The 26,254-nt window shown below is 39.2% G+C and carries 23 protein-coding genes; 5 read left to right on the forward strand and 18 right to left on the reverse strand.

From position 1 onward, the window contains the following. Positions 1–87: 87 nt before the first annotated feature. From pyk to dnaE, 7 genes are all read right to left on the reverse strand, one after another. Positions 88–1,848 (reverse strand): pyruvate kinase, encoded by a 1,761-nt coding sequence (pyk, locus tag MHI18_RS07655; RefSeq protein ID WP_340846796.1) that lies wholly within the window; start codon positions 1,846–1,848, stop codon positions 88–90. Positions 1,849–1,887: 39 nt separating this feature from the next. Next, positions 1,888–2,847 carry a 6-phosphofructokinase gene (gene pfkA, locus MHI18_RS07660; protein ID WP_340846797.1) on the reverse strand — a complete coding sequence of 320 codons (960 nt, stop codon included), beginning with the start codon at positions 2,845–2,847 and terminating at the stop codon, positions 1,888–1,890. A 392-nt stretch (positions 2,848–3,239) separates the two neighbouring features. After that, positions 3,240–4,226: an acetyl-CoA carboxylase carboxyl transferase subunit alpha gene (gene accA, locus MHI18_RS07665; RefSeq protein ID WP_340846798.1), complete on the reverse strand. Its 987-nt coding sequence runs from the start codon at positions 4,224–4,226 to the stop codon at positions 3,240–3,242. Then, the gene (accD, locus tag MHI18_RS07670) at positions 4,223–5,086 is read right to left on the reverse strand and encodes an acetyl-CoA carboxylase, carboxyltransferase subunit beta (RefSeq protein ID WP_340846799.1); all 864 of its coding nucleotides are present in this window, start codon (positions 5,084–5,086) and stop codon (positions 4,223–4,225) included. The genes accA and accD overlap by 4 nt, the downstream gene beginning before the upstream one ends. Before the next feature lie 75 nt (positions 5,087–5,161). Next, a complete protein-coding gene (locus tag MHI18_RS07675; RefSeq protein WP_340846800.1) occupies positions 5,162–5,785 on the reverse strand; it encodes a FadR/GntR family transcriptional regulator in 624 nt (207 codons plus the stop codon). Between the two features lie 6 nt (positions 5,786–5,791). Continuing rightward, complete coding sequence (locus MHI18_RS07680; RefSeq protein WP_340846801.1) at positions 5,792–7,033, reverse strand: NAD(P)-dependent malic enzyme; 1,242 nt, start codon at positions 7,031–7,033, stop codon at positions 5,792–5,794. A gap of 122 nt (positions 7,034–7,155) precedes the next feature. After that, positions 7,156–10,503 carry a DNA polymerase III subunit alpha gene (gene dnaE / locus MHI18_RS07685; RefSeq protein WP_340846802.1) on the reverse strand — a complete coding sequence of 1,116 codons (3,348 nt, stop codon included), beginning with the start codon at positions 10,501–10,503 and terminating at the stop codon, positions 7,156–7,158. A gap of 179 nt (positions 10,504–10,682) precedes the next feature. Between dnaE and MHI18_RS07690 the strand changes: the two genes are divergently transcribed. Both MHI18_RS07690 and ytrI read left to right on the forward strand, forming a co-directional pair. Beyond that, on the forward strand, positions 10,683–11,018 hold the full coding sequence (locus tag MHI18_RS07690) for a YtrH family sporulation protein (RefSeq protein WP_407951440.1): 336 nt from the start codon (positions 10,683–10,685) through the stop codon (positions 11,016–11,018). Continuing rightward, a complete protein-coding gene (ytrI, locus tag MHI18_RS07695; RefSeq protein ID WP_340846803.1) occupies positions 11,015–11,515 on the forward strand; it encodes a sporulation membrane protein YtrI in 501 nt (166 codons plus the stop codon). The genes MHI18_RS07690 and ytrI overlap by 4 nt, the downstream gene beginning before the upstream one ends. 34 nt (positions 11,516–11,549) lie before the next feature. On the opposite strand, the gene MHI18_RS07700 is transcribed toward ytrI, so the two are convergent. Beyond that, complete coding sequence (locus MHI18_RS07700) at positions 11,550–12,497, reverse strand: DHH family phosphoesterase (RefSeq protein WP_340846804.1); 948 nt, start codon at positions 12,495–12,497, stop codon at positions 11,550–11,552. 159 nt (positions 12,498–12,656) lie between these two features. On the opposite strand from MHI18_RS07700, the gene MHI18_RS07705 reads away from it, so the two are divergent. Continuing rightward, positions 12,657–12,962, forward strand: coding sequence for a YtpI family protein (locus MHI18_RS07705; RefSeq protein ID WP_340846805.1), 306 nt, complete (start codon positions 12,657–12,659; stop codon positions 12,960–12,962). Between the two features lie 55 nt (positions 12,963–13,017). Here the strand turns inward: MHI18_RS07705 and MHI18_RS07710 are convergent, their stop codons facing one another. The 3 genes from MHI18_RS07710 to MHI18_RS07720 form a co-directional block, all read right to left on the reverse strand. Beyond that, entirely contained in the window at positions 13,018–14,337 is a 1,320-nt protein-coding gene (locus tag MHI18_RS07710; protein ID WP_340846806.1) for a CBS domain-containing protein, read from the reverse strand. Positions 14,338–14,414: 77 nt separating this feature from the next. Beyond that, on the reverse strand, positions 14,415–14,645 hold the full coding sequence (locus MHI18_RS07715; protein WP_340846807.1) for a hypothetical protein: 231 nt from the start codon (positions 14,643–14,645) through the stop codon (positions 14,415–14,417). 120 nt (positions 14,646–14,765) lie between these two features. Then, positions 14,766–15,449, reverse strand: a complete 684-nt coding sequence (locus MHI18_RS07720) for a metal-dependent hydrolase (RefSeq protein ID WP_340846808.1) — start codon at positions 15,447–15,449, stop codon at positions 14,766–14,768. 139 nt (positions 15,450–15,588) lie between these two features. On the opposite strand from MHI18_RS07720, the gene MHI18_RS07725 reads away from it, so the two are divergent. Both MHI18_RS07725 and MHI18_RS07730 read left to right on the forward strand, forming a co-directional pair. Further along, a complete protein-coding gene (locus MHI18_RS07725) occupies positions 15,589–16,683 on the forward strand; it encodes a M24 family metallopeptidase (RefSeq protein WP_340846809.1) in 1,095 nt (364 codons plus the stop codon). 103 nt (positions 16,684–16,786) lie between these two features. Beyond that, complete coding sequence (locus MHI18_RS07730) at positions 16,787–17,233, forward strand: universal stress protein (RefSeq protein WP_340846810.1); 447 nt, start codon at positions 16,787–16,789, stop codon at positions 17,231–17,233. Between the two features lie 51 nt (positions 17,234–17,284). Here MHI18_RS07730 and argH read toward each other — a convergent pair whose 3' ends face one another. The 7 genes from argH to MHI18_RS07765 form a co-directional block, all read right to left on the reverse strand. Next, positions 17,285–18,658: an argininosuccinate lyase gene (argH, locus tag MHI18_RS07735; protein WP_340846811.1), complete on the reverse strand. Its 1,374-nt coding sequence runs from the start codon at positions 18,656–18,658 to the stop codon at positions 17,285–17,287. After that, the gene (locus tag MHI18_RS07740) at positions 18,655–19,869 is read right to left on the reverse strand and encodes an argininosuccinate synthase (RefSeq protein ID WP_340846812.1); all 1,215 of its coding nucleotides are present in this window, start codon (positions 19,867–19,869) and stop codon (positions 18,655–18,657) included. Before MHI18_RS07740 ends, argH begins: the two co-directional genes overlap by 4 nt. A 509-nt stretch (positions 19,870–20,378) precedes the next feature. After that, complete coding sequence (locus MHI18_RS07745; RefSeq protein ID WP_340846813.1) at positions 20,379–22,052, reverse strand: glycoside hydrolase family 13 protein; 1,674 nt, start codon at positions 22,050–22,052, stop codon at positions 20,379–20,381. Positions 22,053–22,192: 140 nt separating this feature from the next. Beyond that, the gene (locus tag MHI18_RS07750; protein ID WP_340846814.1) at positions 22,193–22,702 is read right to left on the reverse strand and encodes a MogA/MoaB family molybdenum cofactor biosynthesis protein; all 510 of its coding nucleotides are present in this window, start codon (positions 22,700–22,702) and stop codon (positions 22,193–22,195) included. After that, on the reverse strand, positions 22,702–23,541 hold the full coding sequence (locus tag MHI18_RS07755) for an EcsC family protein (RefSeq protein ID WP_340846815.1): 840 nt from the start codon (positions 23,539–23,541) through the stop codon (positions 22,702–22,704). The genes MHI18_RS07750 and MHI18_RS07755 overlap by 1 nt, the downstream gene beginning before the upstream one ends. A gap of 330 nt (positions 23,542–23,871) precedes the next feature. Beyond that, a complete protein-coding gene (locus MHI18_RS07760; RefSeq protein WP_340846816.1) occupies positions 23,872–24,588 on the reverse strand; it encodes a hypothetical protein in 717 nt (238 codons plus the stop codon). Positions 24,589–24,880: 292 nt separating this feature from the next. Further along, on the reverse strand, positions 24,881–26,083 hold the full coding sequence (locus MHI18_RS07765; protein WP_340846817.1) for an acetate kinase: 1,203 nt from the start codon (positions 26,081–26,083) through the stop codon (positions 24,881–24,883). Positions 26,084–26,254: the final 171 nt, after the last annotated feature.

Genomic DNA, 26,254 nt, shown 5'->3' on the forward strand with positions numbered 1-26,254 from the left:
TCATCACCAATGAATTATTCTAAGAATAGTAACTATAAAAAAAAGCAGCGGGGGTAATATGCCCCAGCTGCAGATTCATTTTAAAACTTATAGTACGTTTGAATGGCCATTATAGATAATGCCTCTTGAAGCATCTACTGTAATACTTTGACCATTTTTAAAGATCGTTGTTGCATTATCTGCTCCAACAATTACTGGAACACCTAGATTGACACCTACAACTGCAGCATGGCTGGTTAAACCGCCTTCTTCAGTGATAAGAGCCGAACATTTTTCGATAGCCGGCATCATATCTTTATCGGTAGCAATCGTTACAAGAACATCGCCTTCTTCACAGTTGGCATTCGCTTCAGCAGCTGATCTAGCCACTACAACTTTTCCTTTTGCTGATTTACGTCCGATACCTTGAGCCTTTACTAGGACATCGCCTAACACATGGATTTTCATAAGATTGGTTGTACCCGTTTCACCAACAGGAACTCCTGCAGTAATAACAACTAAATCACCATGAGTAACTAAACCAGAGTTTAAGCTTACATCAATGGATAGATCAAACATTTCATCAGTAGTAGCTGTTCTTTCGCCAACTTGTGGATAAACTCCCCAAACTAATTCTAATTTACGTGAAACATGCTCATTAGATGTAACAGCGATAATTGGAGCTTTTGGACGGTATTTAGAAATCATTCGAGCTGTATGTCCACTTTCTGTTGATGTAATAATCGCAGATGCTTCAAGATTCAATGCAGTATGAGCCACAGATGAACCAATTGCATCCGTCACATTATGACGATTATCTTTGCTTCTCTTCGATAAAATTCCACGATAATCTAATGCAGATTCTGCTCTTGATGCAATGTTGTGCATTGTTTGAACAGCTTCAACTGGATATGTTCCTGCAGCTGTTTCGCCTGAAAGCATGATTGCATCTGTACCATCAAAGATAGCATTCGCTACATCACTAGCTTCTGCACGAGTAGGACGCGGGTTACGCTGCATGCTGTCTAGCATTTGAGTTGCTGTAATAACCGGTTTTCCAACTGCATTACACTTTTTGATTAATTCTTTTTGAACAAGTGGTACTTCTTCAGCTGGAATCTCTACACCTAGGTCTCCACGAGCAACCATTAATCCGTCTGAAACTTCAAGAATTTCATCAATACGTTCTACGCCTTCTTCATTCTCGATTTTCGGAATAATGTGGATATGTGATGCATCATGATTTGCCAACAATTCACGAATTTCTAACACATCAGAAGCCCGGCGTACAAATGATGCCGCGATAAAGTCAATTCCTTGACCAATACCAAAGATAATATCATTTTGGTCTTTCTCTGTAATACCTGGTAGTTTAACTGAAACACCAGGAACGTTAACACCTTTTTTATTCTTCAATACACCAGTATTTAGAATTCTAGTATGAAGTTCTCTGTTATCACGATCAATTTTCGTTACTTCAAGGCCAATTAAGCCATCATCAAGAAGAATTTTTGACCCAACCTCGACATCATCAACTAATCCTTCATAAGATACTGAAAACTTCTCTTTTGTTCCTAGAACTTCAGTCATTGAGATGATAATATCATCTCCAGCTACAAGCTCCATCGTTCCGTTTTCCATTTGATGCGTACGAATTTCAGGTCCTTTAGTATCCAGTAAAATGGCAACTTGTTTGCCCGTTTTTTCTGCTGCTTTACGAATGTTTACAATTCGCGCTGCATGTTCTTCATGGTCACCATGAGAAAAGTTAAGTCGTGTTACGTTCATACCTGCTTCAATCAGTTCTACTAATTTTTCTACACTTTCACTTGCTGGTCCAATAGTACAGACGATTTTCGTTTTACGCATATTTTTTTTTCCTCCAGTTAAGTTACATTCAGACTGCTTTTAAATTGACAGTTCTGCTGATAAATCAAACATTTTTTTATCAATCGTGTGTTTTTGTTCTAGCACTTCAACAATATCATAATCAACCAATTGATTTTTTTCAATTCCAACAGCACGTCCGCCTTTACCTTCCAATAGCAATTCAACGGCTCTAGCACCAAGTCTGCTAGCTAGAACACGGTCACTTGCTGTTGGTGAACCTCCACGCTGAACATGTCCAAGAACGGTTACACGCGTTTCAAATTCGGTTAGCTCCTCTATTTGACGAGCAACATCAACAGCACTGCCAACACCTTCTGCGACGACAATAATACTGTGTTTCTTGCCGCGGTCATGACCACGTTTTAACTTGGTAACTAAATCATCAGCATCATACTTAAATTCAGGAGTTAAGATCGTTTCAGCTCCGCCTGCAAGACCAGCCCATAAAGCAATGTCTCCCGCGTCACGACCCATAACTTCAATTACGTACGTACGCTCATGTGATGTCGCCGTATCACGAATTTTATCAATTGCATCAATAACCGTGTTTAAGGCTGTATCAAATCCGATGGTAAAATCAGTACCAGGAATATCATTGTCAATCGTACCAGGAACACCGACACATGGGTAACCTCGTTTAGTCAATGCTTCGGCTCCACGGTATGAACCATCTCCGCCAATAATGACTAGACCTTCAATTCCAAATTTATTTAATTGTTCTATCCCTTTAAGTTGACCTTCTTCTGTTTTAAATTCAAGACAGCGGGCAGAGTGAAGAATTGTACCTCCGCGATGAATGATATCCCCAACAGAACCGATTTCAAGTGGGCGTATTTCCCCTTCCATAAGTCCTTGGTAGCCATGATAAATTCCGAAAACCTCAACATCATGATAAATTGCTTTTCTGACGACAGCACGTACGGCTGCATTCATCCCCGGAGCATCTCCTCCGCTTGTTAGTACACCTATCTTTTTCATAACAGCTCACCTCTTCGTGGCATGGGAATTCCGCAAATATTCATAACCTTCATGAATTTCCAATTGCCGAATGTATATACTTCTTATATACTATTGCCCTTTAAGACTACATTATTTATCAAGAAAATTGAAGCAAAATCCCTTACAAGAAAAAGCATATACGCCGCATTTCCAAGTTAAAAATTAGGATATTTTTTTAAAATCCGAATATTTTTATAGAAAATTTGTCATTCCGTCTGATGTAACCGTTTTACTTAAGTATTTTGTCTAGAAAATTGTTTTATTATCCTAAAAACACCCAAAAATATAAATTGTGTACTGAAAATGAATTTATTTTTTTAAATCGATTTCGGACAAGAAAAACGTACCGCCCATCGGCAGTACGCAAGATATCAGGTAAATAGTCCATTTTCTACTCGTTCTTCATTCATTGAGTATGAGCCAATTTTCTTATATTTAGCATACCGTTGATTAACAAGTTCTACAGGTGTCAGCTGCTCAAGCTCTGCTAAAGATTGTTTAATGACAGATCGGATGGACTCGGCTTGCAGGGCCAGATTTCGATGAGCGCCGCCCATTGCTTCAGGAATTATTTCATCAATTACCCCGAGGCTATGAAGATCTGGTGCGGTAATTTTCATCGTTTCTGCTGCTCGCTGTGCTTGTGAGGCATCCTTCCAAAGTAAGGCTGCGGCTCCTTCTGGAGAAATAACAGAGTACGTTGAATTCTCAAGCATATGTATTCTGTCTCCAACGCCCAAAGCTAATGCACCGCCTGAACCACCTTCACCAATGACAATACAAATAACGGGTACCTTTAAGCCTGCCATTTCAAACAAGTTCCTTGCGATTGCTTCACTCTGGCCTCTTTCTTCTGCCGCCCTGCCCGGAAAAGCCCCTTTTGTATCTATAAAACAAATGATAGGACGATGAAACTTTTCAGCCTGCTTCATTAAGCGCAGCGCTTTACGATACCCCTCTGGATGAGGCATACCAAAATTCCGCCGAATATTATCCTTCGTATCTTTTCCTCGTTGATGACCGATTACCGTAATTGGTTTGCCGTCAAATTGTGCAATCCCACCGACAATTGCTTCGTCATCTCCGTAATTTCGATCACCATGTAACTCAAGGAAATCAGTAAAAAGAATCGGAATATAATCAAGCGTTGACGGTCGCCCTGGATGTCTTGCCACTTGGACACGATCCCAAGGCTGTATATTTTCATAGGTTTCTGTTTTTAACAGCTCTAAACGGCTTTCCAGCTGTTCAATTTCCTCTGTTAAGTCCATGTCTGCATGTTTCGTCAATTGTTTCAGCTCATCAATTTTTTTTCTGAGCTCTTTAACCGGTTTCTCAAATTCTAATTCCCCGATCATACTCGTTCACCACCAGGTACATGAATTTTTAAGATATTGGTCAATGTATCCTTTAATTCTTGACGAGGTACAACTGCATCAAGTTGACCGTGTTTCATCAGGAATTCGGATGTTTGAAAGTCTTCTGGGAGTTCTTCTCTAATGGTCTGTTCAATAATTCGTCTACCTGCAAATCCAATTAGAGCTCCAGGTTCAGCTAAATTAATATCACCAAGCGATGCAAAACTCGCGGAGACGCCTCCAGTGGTCGGATGAGTCATAATTGAGACAATTAGACCGCCCTCATCACTAAACATTTTTAATGCTGCACTCGTTTTGGCCATTTGCATCAAACTTAAGACACCTTCTTGCATTCTAGCTCCGCCCGATGCTGTAAAGATGATGAAGGGAATTTTCTTTTCACATGCTTTTTCAATCGCACGGGTGATTTTTTCCCCTACTACCGAACCCATACTGCCCATTCGAAACTTTGAATCCATAACGGCAACAGATACTTCATAACCAGAAATCCTTCCAATACCTGTTACTACGGCTTCGTTCATCATTGTTTTCACTTTATCTTTTTCAAGTTTTTCCATATAATCTGGAAAATCTAGTGGATTAACAGAAATCATTCCATGATCCATTTCAACAAATCCGGCATCAAATAAACTATTAATTCGTTCATAGGCCGTCATTGGATGATGATAGCTGCAGTGAAGGCAGACTTTCACATTTTTGGTAAGTTCTTTCGTATACATGATTTTCTTACAGCTAGGACATTTAGTCATGATTCCTTCTGGCACATCCTGCTTATCCCGCTCAGTAGGAATCGTCGCATATTTCTTCTTCTTTGGTTTTGCAAATAAATCTTTAAGCAAGATGAATCCTCCCTTTACCACTCAAGCTTTCACCGTTTTACAGCAAAAAGCGGGTAAAAATAGTAGTTAGTTATGTCAGTTTTTCGCTGACACCTTTCTAATTCTTTCTAGATATATTTGTTCTGTCTGCGCTTTTTGACGTTGTCTCAGAGCAAGTGCGAGGTCGATGTAGGCCTGTAGGTCTGCTTGAATGAATTCAACTTGCGCAGCCTGTGCATAGGTATTAACAATACTCCATATTCTTTCCAAAAGCTTATTCGGATTCATTTCAAGAAGTTTTCCAAAAAAGGATTGGTCATCAAAAGTGCCCTGTTCAGCCCATTTAGCAAAACTGTCAAGACTTTCATTTGATGCCTGGAGTAAAATAATTTGTATGCAATCTAATTCAAGAAGCTGCTTCGTTTCAGCTAAATCCTTCTTAACCTTTGTGTTTTGGAGAAAAAAAGTTCCGAGGAGTTCTACTAGTTTATGCTCCTGAAAATCTTTAATAAAGGTGCCCTCTCCTCTTCTTGTCTCAATTAAGCCAAGAAGTTCTAAAGCACGTAATGCTTCACGTACAGAAGAACGCCCGACACTCAAGCGTTCTGAAAGTTCACGTTCTGAAGGGATTTTATCTCCTGGGTTTAATCCATCTATTTCAATCATATTTCTTAGCTTTTCTACCACTTCCAAGTAAATTTTAGATGTTGAACCATTCAAATTCGGTCATTCCTCACTTTTTCCGATTAATGCAAGTTTCCTTGTTTTTTCCTTGATGACTTCTGGATCCACCTGTAATCTAGCGACGCCGGTTTCCATTGCAGCCTTTGCCACAGCTGCAGCGACCTCTGGTGCCACTCTTGGATCAAATGGACCTGGAATTACATAGTCCGCATGAAGTTCAGCTGGCGTTATTAAGCCCGCAATTGCCTCGACAGCAGCAGTTTTCATTTCTTCGTTGATATGGGTTGCACGAACATCTAATGCCCCTCTAAAGATTCCCGGAAAAGCTAGGACATTATTTACCTGATTAGGGAAATCAGATCGGCCGGTACCGACTACTTTGGCTCCTGCCGCCTTTGCTGTATCCGGCATAATCTCAGGATCAGGATTCGCCATTGCGAAAATGATTGAGTCTGTATTCATGGATGCGACCATCCGCTCACTCAGTGCACCAGCGACTGAGACTCCAATAAATACATCCGCACTTTGAATCACTTCTTCCAGACTGCCTTCCACACGATTCCGATTCGTTACCTTGGCTATTTGGTCCTTTACTCCGTTCATACCGTATGAACGGCCTTCAAAAATGGCTCCTTTAGAATCACACATAATAATATCTCGGACACCATAATGGTAAAGCAGCTTTGTAATCGCTATTCCGGCTGCACCCGCACCGCTTGCTACGACTTTAATTTCGTTCATATTTTTACCAACTATGCGAAGAGCATTAACCAAGCCGGCAACCGTTACAATTGCAGTTCCATGTTGATCGTCGTGGAAAACGGGTATATTGATTTCTTTTTTTAATCTTTCTTCAATTTCAAAACAATTTGGCGCTGCAATATCTTCTAAATTGATTCCGCCAAAAGTCGGTTCAAGCAGTTTAACCGTTTCAATGATTTTTTCAACATCCGTCGTTTTAAGACAAATTGGAAAAGCATCCACACCTGCAAAACTTTTAAATAATACGGCCTTCCCTTCCATTACCGGCAGTGAAGCCTCTGGACCAATGTTCCCAAGACCAAGAACAGCCGTCCCATCTGTAACGACAGCTACAGTATTGCCTTTCATCGTATAATCGTAAACTGTTTCCGGCTTATCATATATTTCTTTACATGGTTCAGCCACACCAGGGGAGTATGCCAGGCTTAAGTCCTGCGCATTTTGGACAGCTACCTTAGAAACAGTTTCCAGCTTTCCTTTATGTATACGATGCATATGCAATGCTTCTTCTCTTAATGTCAATGTCTTCACTCCTTGGGCTAGCCGGTAGTTGGAAAAAAGTCGGCTTTTTATATACTATCATAGTGGTCAGACCACGTTATCCTATTTGTTAATATAACATATCCATCCAGCTTGTAAATACTTTATTCTGTTTTGAGGACGATGTTCCCACTCCCTACAATTTCCTCAAGCTGTTGTAAAAGAGCTTGCGAAGGTGCTACCCAATCCCAAAGAGGAAGCTGAATATAGCGCTCTTCACTAGCATAATAAAGCATCACTTTTGTCATACCCTTGTACTTGACCAACAGGCTTTTAATTTGCTGAAGCGACTTATTGGTTTGTTTAGCTGCCTCAATTTTAATAAACAGTCGTCCGCTGTCCTTCACCATTTCCATACAGCTTTCCAGGGAATAAACGTCTTTAATGATCAATTGTCTTTTTCCATCACGCTCTTCTAAATTACCTTGAATCATTAAAATATTCCCAGCCTTTAATTCAGCGGCAGTTTGCTTATACTGTTCAGGAAAAGCAACTGCCTCCATGTCTCCGCCTTCATCACTAATGGTGAAAAAGGCCATCACCTCACCCTTTTTTGTTCGAATGCTTTTTACTGTTGATACATAAACACCCAGCAGGATTCTCTTTTCACTTCGCTCAAGCGCAGTATCAATCGTGACTGCCCCAAAGTGCTGAAAGATCTTTCTGTATCCGGCTGCCGGGTGAGCAGATAAATAAAACCCAAGGACATTTTTTTCAAAAAAGAGCTTATCTTCTGACCGGATTGGATCGACTTCGTTGTATTTCGGCTTTAATGAAAAATCGCTGTGTTCAAACAAATCGAATTGATTATCTCCAGGACTCACCAATTCTGCATGACTGATCGCAACATCCAAACTGGCAAGCAGTGTCGCACGGTCCACATTAAATTCATCAAATGCCCCTGAATGGACAAGAGATTCCAATATTTTTCGATTAACAATTTTCGCAGAAACCCGGATACAAAAATCAAATAAATCGTCAAATCGTTTTACCCTTCTGGCAGCAAAAATTTCTTTAAGCACGGTTCCGCCGATTCCTTTAATCGCAGCAAGACTGAAGCGTATACCTGCCTTTTCAACCTGAAAAGGAAATTGGCTCATATTAATGGATGGAGGTAAAATCTCAATCCCGTGCTTCTTTGATTCTTGTACATACTGAGCTATTTTCACGTCATTTCCGATAGCAGAGGTAAGCAGACATGCATAAAAGTGCTGTGGAAACCGTGCCTTTAAATACGTGAGCTGATAAGCAATAAAGCTATAAGCTACGGCATGACTCCTATTAAACCCATAATTAGCAAAACGGACAACCATATCATAGATAGCATTTGCCGTTTGTTCCGTGTACCCCTGAGAAACAGCCCCGCTTGTAAAATGCTTGCGTTCTTGATCAAGAATATCCTTCTTTTTCTTAGAAACCGCTCTTCTAAGCAGATCGGCTTCTCCGAGAGAAAAGCCGGCAAGCTTAGAGGCGATCTGCATAATTTGCTCTTGATAGACAATGACGCCATAGGTATCTTTTAAAATCTCCTCAAGATCCGGATGTGGATAATCAATTGGTGTTATGCCATGTTTACGTTCAATAAACAGCGGTATATTTTCCATTGGACCCGGTCGGTAGAGGGCATTTACTGCCACAATGTCCTCAAAACGGGTCGGCCTTAACTTCATTAGTACATTCGTAATCCCTGTAGATTCAAACTGAAAAATCCCAGTTGTTTCTCCTTTAGCAAGCAATTCAAAGGATGCCTCATCATCTAAAGGAATCGTTGATAAATCCAATTTCCTTCCCGTTTCCTTTTGTACTGAAACGACAATATTTTCAATTAACGTTAAGTTCCGAAGACCAAGGAAATCCATTTTTAATAATCCTAGTTCCTCAAGCAGATCCATGGGGAATTGAGTGAGATGAACGCCTTCGTGACCACCTTGAATGGCAATTAACTCTGTCAACGGTTGATCACTGATTATAATACCGGCAGCATGTGTTGAAGTATGGCGCGGCAGACCTTCTAACTTTAAGGCTGTATCAAAAAGGGATTGATTCAATCCACTCTCTTCCACAAAAGAACGCAGCTGCTTCGATTCCTTAAATGCTTCCTTTAGCGTAATTCCCAATCGGCCAGGTATCATTTTTGACAACCTGTCCAGCTCTTTTGCGTTTAATCCAAAGGCTCTTCCTGTATCACGCAGAGCTGCTTTGGCGGCCATAGTACCAAAGGTAAGGATTTGCGCCACATGAAGTTCACCGTATTTCTGAGCCACATAATCAATTACTTCGTCTCTCCGGTTATCTGGAAAATCAATATCAATATCGGGCATTGTCACACGTTCAGGGTTTAAGAATCGCTCAAACAATAAATGATGGGCAATTGGATCAACATCCGTAATGGATAAGACATAGGCAACCATTGATCCTGCCGCTGATCCCCGTCCTGGACCAGTACGTATCCCATTTTCTCTGGCATACTTCATGAAATCCCAAACAATTAAGAAATAATCACTAAATCCCATCTTGTTAATAATCGTTAATTCATAATTTAAACGGTCTTTATAGTCTTCAGTGGCATCCGTCTTTTTCGTTAATGCCTCCAGGCAAAGACGCTCAAGCATCGCTGAAGCACTAGTTCCTTCTTCAACCGGATATTTGGGCAGAAGCGGCCGATTAAAGGCAATCTCCACCTCACACCGAGCTGCAATTCTCATGGTATTTTCTAACGCATCCGGACAGTCCTCAAATATTCGAATCATTTCATCTTCACTTTTCAAATAATGTTCAGGAGCGTCCATTCTTTCACGTTCTTCATCGGCAAGCTTATTCCCATTTTTCACGGCTAGTATGACTTCATGTGACAGTGCATCGTCTTTTTCCAAGTAGAAAACTGGATTAGTGGCAGTGAGTTCTATCCCATTTTCTTTGGCAAAATCTTTGACTTCAGTAAACCATTCTTCATTTCCAGCCTGACGTTGAAGTGACATGAAAAAGGAGTGCTTCCCAAAAATCCCTGTGTATCCAGCAAGCGTTTTTTGCGCTTCCAGAATATTTCCTTCTCTTATCAGCGTTTCAATCTTTCCTTCGCTTCCCGGCGAGACAGCGATTAATCCAGCTGAATAATGCTTAAGCCACTTAAGCGGCAGACCAAGTGGAGATTTGGTTTTAATGGCACTGCTTATCTTCAAAAGATTTTGATAGCCTTCATTATTCTCTGCTAGTAAAAGAAGTGAATATGCTTGATCTTCTTCATCTAAAATATCAGCAAGTAAACCGATAATCGGTTTGATTCCTTGCTTACGGCATTCTTTATAAAAATAGAGTGATCCATACATGACATTCCGATCAGTTAATGCCAGAGATGAATATCCTTGTTGTTTTGCTTTGGTAACTAATTCATTTATTTTAACTGTACTGGACAGTAAACTGTACGCACTTTGTATGTGGAGATGAATAAACATCTTTTTTCACCCCTTAGTAAACCTTTTTTGTTTTAATTATAGTGTTTATAGAGAAAAAAAGAAAATATGTTCTCATTTTCGGTACCTGCTTTGTCCGATTAAATTTTGCATTCTATCATATCTATTTCATTCAGGTCATATAATTTTTTAACCTATCTAACAACTAAAGGATGATGTTGATGAAGGAAGCCTTTTTCCCTGCATTTATTAACAGTTATTTCATTTCATTTGGAGTGCTATTAGGGGGTTCCTTAATTGGTGGACTTGCTGCCTTTTTCACTGGACAGGCCCCATTAACGGTTGTCTCACGATTATCAGATTCTCTCCGCATCTGGGCAATTGTAGCCGCAATCGGCGGAACCTTTGATACCGTGTATATTTTTGAGCGAGGGCTCTTCCATGGAGAAACGAAGGACATTTTAAAACAATTCTTATTGATTCTTTCTGCACTAGGAGGTGCACAGAGTGGAGCGCTAATTATTTATTGGTTCACCCAGGAGCATATTTCATCATGAGAATTCCACCTTATTATCGATTGCCCACTTGGCAGCGATTCTTTGCCGGAGTCGTCATCGGAGCCATCGGCAGCTGGTTTGTTTTCTTCTACATGTATGGTGTCCTTCAGGAAAAACAAATCAGCATTATTGAAATTCAACGAAAAGAAATCCATGAATTAAAAATTAAGGTCGGTATTTGGGAACAAGATTTTAACAAGCTAAACGAAGAAACGGAAAAACATCTTTCAGTTAAGGAGATTCGAGTTAATATCGTCAATGATCGGTTTTATGACTTAGACAAACTCAGCGTCGCTGAAGCGGAAGAAGTCATTCGAACGGATCTAACTACGTTAATAACCAAAAATGTTGAAGATGTTTATAAAACAAAAGCGCTCTTAAAGAAGTCGATTGAAAATAAAATTCTCGAAATCAATAAAAAGCGCTATCGGATTGAAATAACCGAAATCCTTTTTTATAAGAATATGGAGATAGAAGTCAAACTGCATCGATTATAGAAGTGTAGTTATTACCGCTTCTCTAATCGATGCATCAACTATCCCGATAATTCGCACATGCTTCTTCTAAATCCTCAAGGACACGATCTGCTGCTGCCCATGAATAAATAGAAGCACCTGCAGCCATCGGATGACCGCCTCCGCTGTACTTTTTAGCAATCCCATTAATGACGGGACCTTTTGAGCGAAGTCTGACTCTAATTTCTTTCTCTTCCTCTATAAAGAACACCCATGCCTTTATTCCTTTAACCGAACCAAGTGTACTCACAAGCAGTGATGCTTCAGCTGGAGTAACACCAAATTGCTCCATTACATCCCGTGTAAGGATCATTTTACCTGTACCATTCTCGAGAATACTAAAATGCTGCAGTACATAACCATTCAATCGGACAATTTTTTCTTCTACATCATACATTTGACTGAAAAGCTGTGGACGGTCAAAGGCATAAGAAACCAGTTCACCTGCGTAGACTAACGTTTTCTCTGTCGTACTCGGATACAAAAACCTCCCAGTATCACCGACAATTCCCGCGAATAATAAGCGTGCTGCTTCATCATTTAAAACCAAGCCGATGTTCTTTCCATACTCATACAGCTCATAAATCATTTCACTAGTCGAGCTGGCATTCGTATCCACCCAAAGAAGGTCACCATATTGATCTTCATTTGGATGATGATCAATTTTAATGAGTTTATCAGCCAAGGGATACCTTGTATCATCGATTCGCTCGGCATTTGCCGTGTCACATATAATGACGAGTGCGCCCTGATAGGTTTCATCCGATATCGTATCCAAACGTCTTAAGTAATTCAGCGATTTCTCTTCCTCCCCAACTGTATAAATCATTTTCTCTGGGAAAGAGACTTTCAGCATTTCAGCCAGTCCCCCTTGCGACCCATAAGCATCAGGGTCTGGACGGACGTGACGATGAATAATAATTGTTTGATAATTTTTTATTTCTTGAATAATTAGTGCTTTCATAGGTTTCTCCTTCTAAAACGAACAGTTTTCTTAACAAGGTGTTATTAACATCTATTCTAGGTAGATTGTCAATATCCTGCCATACAGTTTAATTGCCTTCATTGTCATATCCCGTTACAATAAGGAAAGATTACAAAATGTTTGGAGGATTTGTTACTAATGCCAATTCTTGTTGTCATCATTGTTATATCGTTCGCATTTTATATTTTCTATAAAATTAAATCGTTTAGAACTCATAGACCTATGGAAAAGAAATGGCTTTCCGGTAAGTCATCTATGGCACTAGGCTTGTTCGTTTTCGGTTTTGGTGTAAACCAATTGTTCTTATACCCTACAACTACTACATATATTGTAGCTGCCTTATTTATTCTAATCGGCGGTTTCAGTATATTCGGCGGATATAAGATGTATAAGCATTATCTACCATTTGCCATAAAAGAAGCACAAGAGTTTACGCAAGGTTAACTATAAATCAAAAAAAGGATGAGACAGCTTACCGGCCGGCTCATTCTTTTTTGTTTTATGAGCGATCCAAAAGCTGACAGGTTAGAAGGGCTTTACCTACCAATTTCCCTTCATTGAACACTTCAACGTCCACTTTTCCAAACTTTCTACCAACTTCGAGTACTCTAGGATGTATCTCCAATAAACTTTCAATTTGTACCGGCTTAATGAAATAGATGGTCATATTCTCTACAACCAAATCCCCTCGTTTATAGCTTCTTAGCACTCTATTGGCTGAATCAGTTACAAGTGTCGTAAATACTCCATTTGAGATGGTCCCTAAATAATTCGTCATTTGCGGTGTAACTTGGTATTGATAGATATCTTCACCTTTTGGCCGGTTATCTGTCATCACCAGCTGACTCGTAATCGTATCATCAATTGTTTCACCAACCTGTGGCTGTCTTTGACTCATTTGTAGTGCCTTCAAGACATCCTGCCTGCTGATAATCCCTTGTAAGATATGGCCATCATTGACAACTGGAAGTAATTCTATCCCTTCCCAAACCATCATATGTGCAGAAGAGGCTACACTCGTCTTCAAACCTACCGTCATTGGGCTTTTAGTCATAACCTTATCCAGAAGAACGGTGTCCTCTTGTCCCATAATATCCTTTGACGTAACCATCCCCATAATTTTCATCTGCTCATCAACAACTGGAAAACGGCTATGTCCCGTTTCTCGGTTATATTTGAGCCAGTCCGAAATACGGTCGCCCGTCTTCAGGAAGGTTGTTTCATGCACAGGTGTTAAAATGTCTTCCACAAATAAAATTTCTTTTTTAATTAACTGATCGTAAATCGCTCGGTTAATCATAGTGGCTACTGTGAAGGTGTCATAACTTGTAGAAATGACTGGCATTTGTACTTCATCAGCCAGTTTTTTGACACTTTCTTCTGTGTCAAAACCACCTGTAATTAAAACGGCAGCTCCTGCCTGAAGGGCGAGTTCATGAGCATTTGTCCGATTACCGACGATTAATAAATTTCCTGGTCCCGTATAGCGCATCATCGCTTCAAGCTTCATTGCGCCAATAACAAATTTATTTAAGGTTTTATGCAATCCTTCACGACCGCCCATCACTTGGCCGTCTACAATGTTAACCACCTCTGCAAAGGTGAGTTTTTCAATATTTTCTCTCTTTTTACGTTCAATCCTAATTGTTCCTACCCGCTCAATAGAACTAACGTATCCTTGATTTTCTGCTTCTTTAATTGCTCGGTAAGCTGTTCCTTCACTTACACTCAAGACCTTAGCAATTTGACGAACTGATATCTTCTCTCCAACTGGGAGCCCATCAATATGTTTAAGTATTTGTTCATGCTTAGTAGCCAAGTTCTTCACCCTTTTCATGGTAATTCTATTTCTTTATTATAGAGTGAAGTAACCCGCTATTCAACGAACGATCGTTTTTAATAAATTCTTTCCCGCAGCCGCTGTTTTTTTCCTTTCGAAATCGCCTTTCGCTTTTTCGGAGTATAAAGGATGCTTGAAAGATTTCCCGCAATGGCAAACAAAAGCATGCAAAGCCAGGAAACCGCAAATACTCCTTCTGGTCCTTCTGCCCGAATGGACAACTGTGGCAACGCATAATACAACATACAGAAACATAATAACAAACAAAGCAATAACCGCTGTTTCATGGTAATCCCCTCTCTTTGGGCATCATGCCGCGCTATATTGTATGCGTCGTCCACAGAAAAAAGAAGAAGAAATAGTCTCATATCAATGAAATGACCATTTCTTCTTCTATATTTGTATTTTTATAACTCAATTGATTCTCCAGCTTCTAGAACTTTTCCGTTTTGATTGGTCAGTAAGTCAATAAATCTTTGCGGATCCTGTTTAATGACTGGGAAAGTATTAAAATGAATGGGTACCACCTGTTTAGCTTGTAAAAACTCCGCAGCAAGTGCTGCATCTTCCGGACCCATTGTGAAGTTGTCTCCTATTGGCAAGAAAGCTACATCAATTGGATGTCTTTCACCGATCAACTTCATATCCGAAAAGACTGCAGTATCCCCTGCATGATAAACGGTTTTACCTTCTGCCATAAACAGTATTCCTGCAGGCATTCCAAGATAAATAATTTGACCATTTTCCTGCATGAGTCCCGTGCCATGAAAAGCCGGCGTGAACTTCACTTTCCCAAAGTCAAACTGGTAAGCACCGCCAATGCTCATTCCATGTGTTCGTTCAACACCTTGTCCAGATAAGTAATGTTCTAATTCTGCCACTGCAATGACTAACGCATTATGTTTTTTTGCAAGTTCTACCGTATCTCCAAGATGATCACCGTGGCCATGAGTAAGAATAATGACATCCGGTTTCACGTCATCTACCACTAAATCTGTCAAACTATTTCCATTAATAAATGGATCAATTAAGATCGTCGTGTCGTTTGTTTCTATTTTCACTACTGAATGTCCATGATACGAAATGTTCATATATATTCCCTCTTTCTGTTTAAAAGGTGATTTTCCACAACTCTATCATTTTACCCGCTTTTTTAAAAGTCTAACTATTTACAATTATTTTTCTTATTGATATGGTCATTGTATACACACAATTTGGGGGCTATTAATCATGAATCAACGAATCAACGAACTAACCGACTGGCTGCAGGAAAAAAATCTCGATGCACTCTTTATAACTGCGCCAGATAATGTTTTTTATTGCAGCGGATTTCTAAGCGATCCCCATGAACGAGTACTTGCGCTTGTTCTTTTTCCTGAAGCAGAACCATTTCTTGTTTGCCCGCAAATGGAAATAGACGACGCTAAGCAAGCTGGATGGTCAGGCGATATCCTTGGCTATAGTGATATTGAAGATCCTTGGGAGAAAATTAGTACCTGCATCCAAAACCGTTCTGTTCAAATTAGAAAATTGGCCATCGAGAAAGAACATCTAACCGTTGAACGACTTGAAATCATTCAAGGTCGCTTTTCTCACCCTGCACTCTTTGCTGCAGAAGAAAAACTTCGTTTATTACGCATGGTTAAAACTGAAGATGAATTACTAAAAATCAGGGAAGCATGCCGTCTTGCTGATTATGCTGTAGAAGTAGGTGTGAATGAAATTACTGATGGGAAAACAGAGATGGAAATCCTCGCTGCCATCGAATTTGAAATGAAAAAATCAGGTGTCAGCCAGATGTCCTTTTCAACCATGGTCCTTACCGGCATCAATGCCGCTTCTCCACACGGTACTCCAGGAAACACAAAAATTAAACGAGGCGATCTCGTTCTATTCGATCTTGGTGTTGTGTTTGAAGGGTACTGTTCTGACATCTCAAGAACAGTCGCTTATGGAGATATTTCAGACAAGCAGCAAGATATCTTTGACAGTGTTTTAAAAGCCCAAGAGGCTGCTATACGGTTAAGCAAACCGGGGATTTCTTGTTCAGAAGTTGATCAAACAGCTAGAAGAATCATTGAGAGCCGTGGATATGGTGATTACTTCCCGCATCGCCTCGGTCACGGCCTTGGGATAAGTGTTCATGAATATCCATCCGTTACCGAAACGAATCCTTTATTGCTTCAACCTGGGATGGTATTTACAATCGAACCTGGAATTTATGTCCCAGACGTCGCTGGTGTTCGAATTGAAGATGATATCTACATAACGGAAACAGGCTGTGAAATACTAACTAAGTTCCCTAAAACCTTGCAAATAAAATAAGGTTAAAACTACAGAAAAAAAACCCATTTCTAAATATGTTATGACAATTTCGTCTATTTTTATGTAAATAATAGGTTATAATTTAGTAAGAGGAGGAGATTCCATGACTATGCAATATAAAAAAGTATTAGTAGCAGTTGATGGCTCAAAAGAAGCTGAATGGGCTCTGAAAAAGGCGATTGAGGTTTGTAAACGAAATCATGCGGAACTTGTGATTGGCCACGTAATCGATACAAGAAATTACCCGACACTAGAAGCCTATGACATGACGATTCGTGATCGTGCAGAAGAATTTGCCGGTGAGATTCTCGATAAATACAAAGCAATAGCTGAAAAAGAAGGTATTCAAGCGGTGACTGAAATTGAGCTTGGGTCTCCCAAAGTCAAAATAACAAAATCATTGGCAGTCAAACATAATGTAGATCTTATTATGTGTGGAGCTACGGGGTTAAATGCAGTGGAACGTTTCTTAATTGGAAGCGTTTCGGAAAATATTGTCCGCACCTCTCCTTGCGATGTTTTAATTATTCGCAGCGAAAAAGATAATTAATCAGCAAAAAAGACTCGTGCTAAAACACGAGTCTTTTTTGATAATCAATAGTTAAACTAGCAGAGATTTCCCTTTTTCTATCGCTAGCTTCACTTGTTCAAAACCTGTCCCACCTTGACTATTCCGTCGTTTCACAGCTTCGTAAGGATTTAACGCTGTATAGATATCCTCTTCAAAAAGCTCAGAAGCTTCTTTAAACTGGTTGAGGTTTAAATCAGCTAAATAACATCCGTTCTGAACACAGAAAAGAACTAGTTTCCCAACAACTTCATGGGCTTCACGGAATGGCATCCCTTTCGCCGCAAGATAATCAGCTAATTCAGTAGCATTAGAGAAGTCATTTTTTGTTGCTTTCTCCATTACTTCTGTTTTCACTTTCATGGTCGAAATCATTCCCTCAAAAATCTTCAAAGAACCAATAATTGTTTTTACCGTATCGAAGATTCCTTCTTTATCTTCTTGCATGTCTTTATTATACGCAAGCGGCAGTCCTTTTAAGACAGTCAGCATGCCTGTTAGATTCCCATACACTCGTCCTGTTTTTCCGCGGATAAGTTCCGCCATATCAGGGTTTTTCTTTTGCGGCATAATACTGCTTCCTGTTGAAAATGCATCATCTAATTCAACAAATTGAAACTCTTGACTAGACCAGAGTATAATCTCTTCACTGAAACGAGATAAATGCATCATCATAGTAGAACTGTTGCTTAAGAATTCAAGTGCAAAGTCACGATCACTTACTGCATCAAGACTATTTTCGTAAATTCCTGCAAACCCTAGCAGTTCTGCGCTGTACGAACGATCAATCGGGAAAGTCGTACCAGCAAGAGCCCCTGCTCCTAACGGGGATACATTAATTCTCTTTTGACATTCACTGAAACGTTGTTTATCACGCTCAAGCATCCAGAAATAGGCCATTAAATGATGGGCAAATGAAATTGGCTGTGCGCGCTGTAAATGCGTATAACCAGGAACAAGCGTTTCAACATGTTGTTCCGCTTGCTCGATTATCGCTGCCTGTAAACCATTTATTAACTTTACTACTTCCTCAGTTTGGGTACGCAGATATAAGTGGATATCCGTTGCAACTTGGTCATTCCGGCTTCTGCCCGTATGAAGCTTTCCACCGACAGGACCAATTTCACTAATAAGCATACTCTCGAGATTTAGATGAATATCTTCCATTTCAACCGAGAAGGTAAGCTCATCAAGTTTCGCTTTTTCCCGCAGAATCTGAAGCCCCGAGATAATTAAATCTGCATCCTCAACGGTTAAAATCTTGCATTTTTTTAACATCATTACGTGCGCCAAGCTTCCTTGAATATCTTCCAAAACAAGCTCCTTATCAAAGGAAATCGACGCTCCGAACTCATCTACCCATTCTTCAGCAGACTTTGTAAATCTGCCTCCCCACAATTTGCTCACACTGTCACCTTCTTGGAGCTCTTGTTATTTACGATACTGTTTACTTTGGTTGGAAGACCCCATAGTGAAATGAAACCTACAGCTGCTTTATGATCAAATTCATCACTCTTCGTATATGTCGCTAATTTCTCATCATATAATGAGTTATCTGATTTTCTTCCTTCAATAATTGCGTGTCCTTTGAATAGTTTCACACGAACTACACCATTAACATTTACTTGCGTTTCTTTTAAGAATGCACTCAATGCTTTTTGAAGCGGTGAGAACCAAAGACCTTCATAAATTAGTTCAGTGATTTTTTTCTCTATTACTGGTTTAAAGTGCGCTACTTCTTTTACTAGTGTTATATCTTCAAGTTCTTTATGTGCTTTAATTAAGGTCATTGCACCTGGGCATTCATAGACTTCACGTGATTTAATTCCTACTAGTCTATTCTCTACATGATCAATTCTTCCCACACCATGTTTACCTGCAATTGCATTTAACTCCAGAATTAAATCAGCTACTTTATAAGACTTTCCGTCTATTGTTACTGGTACGCCTGCGTTAAATCCGATTTCAATGATATCTGCAGTATCTGGTGTTTCTTCAAGGCTGACCGTTAAATCGTATGCTCCTTCAGGTGGTGTTGCCCAAGGATCTTCAAGAATTCCACATTCATTACTTCTTCCCCAAAGGTTTTGATCAATTGAGTATGGGCTGTCAAGATTAATTGGAATCGGAATATCATGATTGATTGCATATTCGATTTCTTCTTCACGTGACCATCCCCACTCTCTTACTGGAGCAATGACTTCAAGGTTCGGATTCAATGCTTGAATAGAAACCTCAAAACGTACTTGGTCATTTCCTTTTCCTGTACATCCGTGAGCAACTGCTACCGCATTCTCTTTTTCAGCAATTTCGACTAATTTCTTCGCGATTAACGGACGCGATAAAGCTGAAACAAGCGGATATTTACCTTCATAAAGTGTATGAGCTTGCATGGCAATTAACGCAAACTCTTCAGCGAATTCGTCTTTTGCATCTATCATATATGAAGAAACAGCTCCAACAGTTAACGCTTTTTCTTTAACAAAGGATAAATCCTTTCCTTCACCTACATCTAAACAACATGCTACAACATCATAGTTTTTGTCTTGTAACCATTTAATTGCTACAGAAGTATCAAGACCTCCGGAATATGCTAATACCACTTTTTTATTTGCCATTAATATCGTCCCCTTTTTATGAATAAAAATTCATATGTTTTAATTTTTATTCAATCTATGATAGTTACTTTATCAGCTTTATACTCGTTTTGCAAGCCATTTTCATAGATTTTTCTGTTTTATTATAAAAATACTTATTTGTGCATAAAAACTTATCCCTTTAAGTAGGAATAAATAACTAAATTATTCATAAATGTGTTTTTTTGTATCATTTATCACTTTTATTCACCTCATCATGGGGACCTATGCTAATAAATAAAATAAATCACTTCCGACTTAGATGAACAATCAGTATTAAATATGCATCTTTTTAACAAGTAAAAAGGTATTTCTAATCGTTCTTACTATATTTATGCCTGAGCGGAGTCTTTTTTCAGAAGCCCCATCTTCTTGTATATTAAATTCAAGGATTTCTGTGTTGGTGTCTGTATAATTTCATAAATAGAGTCATCCTGTCTTAAAAGAGCATTCAAAAAGGGAGCGCTAATGTCAGCACTCCCTTTTTCGGATTAAATATGATAGTAAACACTAGACTCATAAGGATGTAGAGTTTGTTTCGTTTGGCTGCTGTAATTGCTGATTAACAGTTTTCCTTTTTGTATTCCCTCAATCACATAGTCATCTTCAACTTGCTGAAGTTCTTCACTGAAATTACAGAGAACCAGTACTTTCTCTTTTTCATCTATTCTTTCATAGGCAAAGATGGAAGGATGGTCACTTAGTAACAACTTGAAAGTACCATTTGTTATTATTTCCAAGGTTTTACGCAAGTTTATTAACTGCTGATAATGCGTAAATATGGATGAATCCTCTGCCAGTGTATTTTGAACGTTGATATCCGGGTAACGTGAATTCACATCTATCCATGGGGTACCTGTCGTAAAGCCTGCATGTTTACGAGTGTCCCATTGCATCGGAGTACGGGCATTGTCACGACCCTTTATATAGATGGAATTTAAAATGGTTTCTTTTTCAACGCCTAAGCCTGCCTTTTCATGATACATATTCAGCGTTTCTACATCTTTATATTGCTGAATGGATGGAAATTGGACATTGGTCATACCGATTTCCTCACCTTGATAAATATAGGGTGTGCCTTTCATCATATGCAGGCAGGTTGCCAGCATTTTAGCTGATAGAGTTCTATATTCGGTATCATTACCAAAACGTGAAACAACGCGCGGCTGATCATGATTATTCCAATATAAGCTGTTCCAACCTCTTTCATTAAGACTAGTCTGCCATTTTGCTAGGTTAGCCTTTAAGTCAGGTAGATGTAGGGGTTTCACATCCCATTTTCCTCCTGCTCCACTATCCAAATCCATATGTTCGAATGTGAAAATCATGTTCACTTCCTTATTCGCTGGGTCTGTATACAATTTGGCATCTTCAGGACTTGCACCAGGCATCTCTCCGACAGTCAGCACATTATAACCTGCCAATGCTTCTTCATTCATTTCTTTTAAATACTCATGGATTTTCGGTCCGTTCATAAAAAATGAACTGCCATCGCCATATAATCCCCCATGAGTTGGTCCGTCAGGCAGCCCAGGTGTTTTAGAAATAAAGTTGATGACATCCATCCTGAACCCATCAATTCCTTTATCCAGCCAGAATCGCATCATCTTATAAATATCTTGTCTAAGTTGTTTATTTTCCCAATTAAGATCAGGCTGTTTTTTTGAAAAAAGATGCAGATAGTATTCTTCAGTTGTTTCATCATACTCCCAAGCAGGACCACTAAAAATGGATCCCCAGTTATTTGGTTCTTTACCGGACACTGCTGGTTTCCAAATATAATAATCTCGATAGGGGTTATCCTTACTGCTCCGAGATTGTTTAAACCATTCATTCTCATCCGATGTATGATTAACGACTAAGTCCATAATAATTTTCAATCCTCGGCTGTGCGCTTCTTCAAGCAAGCGGTCAAACTCCGCCATTGTGCCGAACTCCTTCATTATGGAATAATAATCGCGGATATCATAGCCATTATCGTCATTTGGTGAATCGTAAATCGGACTCAACCAAATTACATCGATACCGAGTGAAGCTAAATAATCAAGTTTTTCGATGATTCCATTTAAATCTCCGATCCCATCTCCATTGGCATCCATAAAGCTTCGCGGATATATTTGATAGACGACACTTTTCTTCCACCAGGCATTATCATTCGTATTCAATTCATCAACCCCTAAACAACGTTTATTGATTCATTGTAATGGTAGCATAATTCATCGCCCCAAAACTTCTAATTATGTGAAAATATGTTTTTTTACAAACAAATACAAACTCAAAAAAAAGGCCAGCCGATGGCTGCACCTTATAAATCCTTTTTTAATTCTTTGATAATATGACTGATCTCTGGAAGGATAAGTTTTTCCATAGCAAGCTTCACTGCTCCTGATGAGCCGGGAGTTGCAAAGATCGCTTTATTATTCGCCGTACCAGCAGTTGCTCGTGAAAGGATTGCAGCAGAGCCAATGTCTTCTTGGTAGCTCAGCATTCGAAATAGCTCACCAAATCCTGGGATTTCCTTATCAAACAGCTTATTCACTGTTTCAATCGTTACATCCCTTTTTGCAATCCCTGTCCCACCATTTAAGAGAACCACGTCTACCTCGGTTTGATTAAGCCCTGCTTGAATAGCAGTGGTGATTTCTTCTTGATTATCTTTAACAATCTGATAAGCCGTTACCTGATGACCATAGTCATGGATTAACGTATTCATTAACTTACCGCTCTTATCTGTTTCTTCATTTCGTGTATCACTTACGGTTATAATTTTGCAGCGTACGGATACAGCTGTATCCTTATGCTCTTTCAAGCCCATTACTGATCATCCCGCTTTTCATTCAAATATCGATATTGATAGTATTTCTGAGCAAACTCACTTACCCGTCTTGTCATCTGATAATTCGTACCAGCACCTATCGCCATAGAAATCATCGGAATCCCTTGAATAATTCGTTTACGGAACAATACAATCATCATCGCTTTTAATACCTGTTTAAATGGCTGCTCCATCCAGGAAAGATTCGTTAATTCTTCAGCTCCCTCGTAAAAATAAGGATCTTCCATATTCTTTGTTTCACGAATTAACCCTTCCCAGGCTGCACCTTGAAGCCGCTTTGGCATCGTTCCAATATGAAATACTTTAAGAGCCATCATCATCTCAAACGGTGTATTCACTTCATATCCGTAACTCATGGCTGTTAACTGAACAACACGTACATTAATAACTGTCATAGCAGGAATATCTCCCCCAAGCAGCAGAACTCCTCCTGAACCACTTGCTCCACCCTGAACAAATGAGTAAAGTCGATGCCTGGCAATTTGTTGATCAGCTATGTATGTCAATTGATCAATTGTCAGCTTTTTATTATCTTCAATGGTCGTTATATCTTGATTAAATACCCGAGCAGCACCAAGAATTCGATCTCGCGCATCAATTTGATTCTGTGAACTTTGGACCATAGCATGTAAATGAAACAGCCACGTATCCAGCTTTGAAAAAAATTGTTCCTGGACATTTTCTGGGAGCAAGGAAAAACTTTGTTCAAGCCATTTATCATAAAGCGCAGTAAAATCTGTTGGTCCATATTGAAGAAGCTTATCCTCCCATTCACTTATCTCATTCCAAACCTGTATCTCACGATTAGTTAATGTCATTTTCCCGCCTCCAATTTGGATTATTCTCCCTGTATTATAACATAGGGCCTGCGTGTTCTTAAAATGATAGAGCAGACACTGCGTTGTACGAAAGACGATGAAATATCCCCAGATTATGTCGGATTGTATAAGTCAAGCTAGGACACGAGGGATGTAATCCTCCAGAGTCGAATCTATATTACAAGTCCGCTAAAATAACAAATTAGTTGAACAGAGTTACCCAAAAAGGTTTTACTGATTGCAAAAAACAGTCACCTATTTAAGGTAACTGTTGAATTATTGACTGAGCCTATCTAAAGAGGTAACAAAGGGGAAAAGTTCCCTCGTCCCTTATTTTAATCCAAATTGATTTTTAGAAGTTAGTTTGTTGTCTTCAAAGTAGAAATCGACATAACGGAAATCATAAGTAACATCATTCTCATAATTCCATTCATAAGATGTATTTGTATGAATTATTTCACCTATTTCCTCGAAGTCATCATCGTACACAGTCTCATTCCAAGAGGAATCGTAACTCAATGTCATTTTTTCGCCGGTAATCGCCACTACTTGCTTATACGTCATGCCTATTGCAACCTTATTATACTCTTTTAGTGTAATGGTAATTGGTTGCGGTGTATAAAAGTATCCCTTAGCTTTTTTGGTGTACTTTGTCCAAACATTAGAAATGTATTTCTTCACATACTTAGCAGGAATATAAACGGTCGCCGTTTTAGTTTTCTTGACCCATTTGCCCTTTGTTTTTACATAAGTCGTGTAGTTGAATGAATCTTTGTACCAAGAGGTGTTGTGCTTTTTGACGGCATTTTTCGCAGGAACTTTTACGTTAACTAATTTTCCTTTATAATTTCGTGCCGTTAACTTAGATTTTGTGCTTGCTCTCGTGTAAGCCTGTGTACTTGTTGAGGTCTTGTAAGTTACCTTCTTAACTTTGTCATAATCTACAAATGATACGGTACTATAAGAAAAAGTATTATTGTATTTTTTTAAGCTAACTTTAGCCGTTGTTTTTGCACGTATCGTTTTGCCTTTAGAATCTTGCACCATACGATAGTTGTCGTCTATTGACTATTCAGGAACTTGGCTCGCAAAACCCTACTATATTATAACGAATAATTTTACTGAACTATAATTATTTTAATATACTATTTTTGAAAATATAACTATCTTATACATATATTAAGGTGTTGTAGATTCACCTTTCACTTTTTTACGCCGAATATCGACAATTGAAAAGTTAGTCCTATCAGTGATTTCCTTTTAATTGAGCCAAAAAAAACAACCTTCTCTCTTGTATAATAAAACACAATAAAAGGTTGTTTATCATCTTTATGAGAAATCAATAAACCTTGGAGCCGCTTGTTAAGCGGATCACGTCTCTTGCTATCATTACTTCTTCATTAGTTGGGATGACAATGACTTTTACTGGAGAATGCGGATAATTGACAAAGGCTTCTTCTCCACGAACCCGATTAAGTGCAGGATCCCAGTAGACGCCCATAAATTCAAGACCTTTGAGGACTGAAGCCCGGATGGTCGTACTATTTTCACCGATACCTGCTGTGAAGATAATTGCATCCACCCCGCTCATTCTGGCCGCATAGGATCCAATATATTTATGAATATGGCTGGCAAAAACCTCAAGGGCTAGTTTTGCCCGTTCATTTCCTTTATCCGCTTCTATTTCAATATCACGAAGATCACTTGAGAACCCAGAAAGAGCCAGCATACCGCTTTGTTTATTTAGTATCTGGAGCACTTCTTCTACATTCTTTCCTGTTTTCTCCATAATATAAGGAATTAAGGCTGGATCAATATCACCGGAACGTGTGCCCATTGTTACCCCCGCGAGCGGAGTAAAGCCCATTGAAGTATCGATGGATTTTCCACCTTCAATAGCCGCGATACTTGCTCCATTTCCTAAATGACAGGAAATAATCCGTAATTGATCAATGGGTCTTCCAAGCATAGCAGATGCGCGTTGTGATACATATTTGTGGGATGTCCCATGAAATCCATATTTTCTAATCCGATAATTTTGGTAATATTCATAAGGTAAACTGTACATATAAGAGTTACTTGGCATAGTTTGATGAAAAGCCGTATCAAAAACAGCAACCGAAGGAACGTCACCAAGAATTTGCTTAAAGGCGTGAATACCTGTAAGATTTGCCGGATTATGCAGCGGTGCTAAATCAGACAGATTTTCAATTCTTTTAATGATTTCACTCGTAAGAATCACTGAATCACTGAACTCTTCACCGCCATGAACTACTCGATGGCCAACTCCATCAATTTCTGTATATGAATTGATAATCTCAAATTCTATCAGTTTTTCGAGCAACAAGGATACTGCTATGTCATGGTTAGGAATATCTTTCGTTTCAGTGACTTTCTCACCATTCACCGAAATCGTAAAAATAGACTCCTTCAAGCCAATCCTTTCAACAAGCCCTTTGGTAATCACATTTTCACTTGGCATGTTAAAAAGCTGGAATTTCAAAGAGGAACTGCCTGCATTTATCGCTAATATTTTAGACATGTTTCTGCCCCATTTCCCTATTATCGCATCTATCTCAATTGTTAGTAAATCACTTATCGACTAATAACTACCATCTTCTTTCATTTAAACATTCTATGAACCAGCTTTCAAGAATTAGCCTCAGGTAGATTGAGTGACAACGTTCAAATTACATAGTTTCGACACAATTCT

The sequence above is a fragment of the Peribacillus sp. FSL H8-0477 genome, from assembly GCF_038002765.1.
Lineage (GTDB): Bacteria > Bacillota > Bacilli > Bacillales > DSM-1321 > Peribacillus.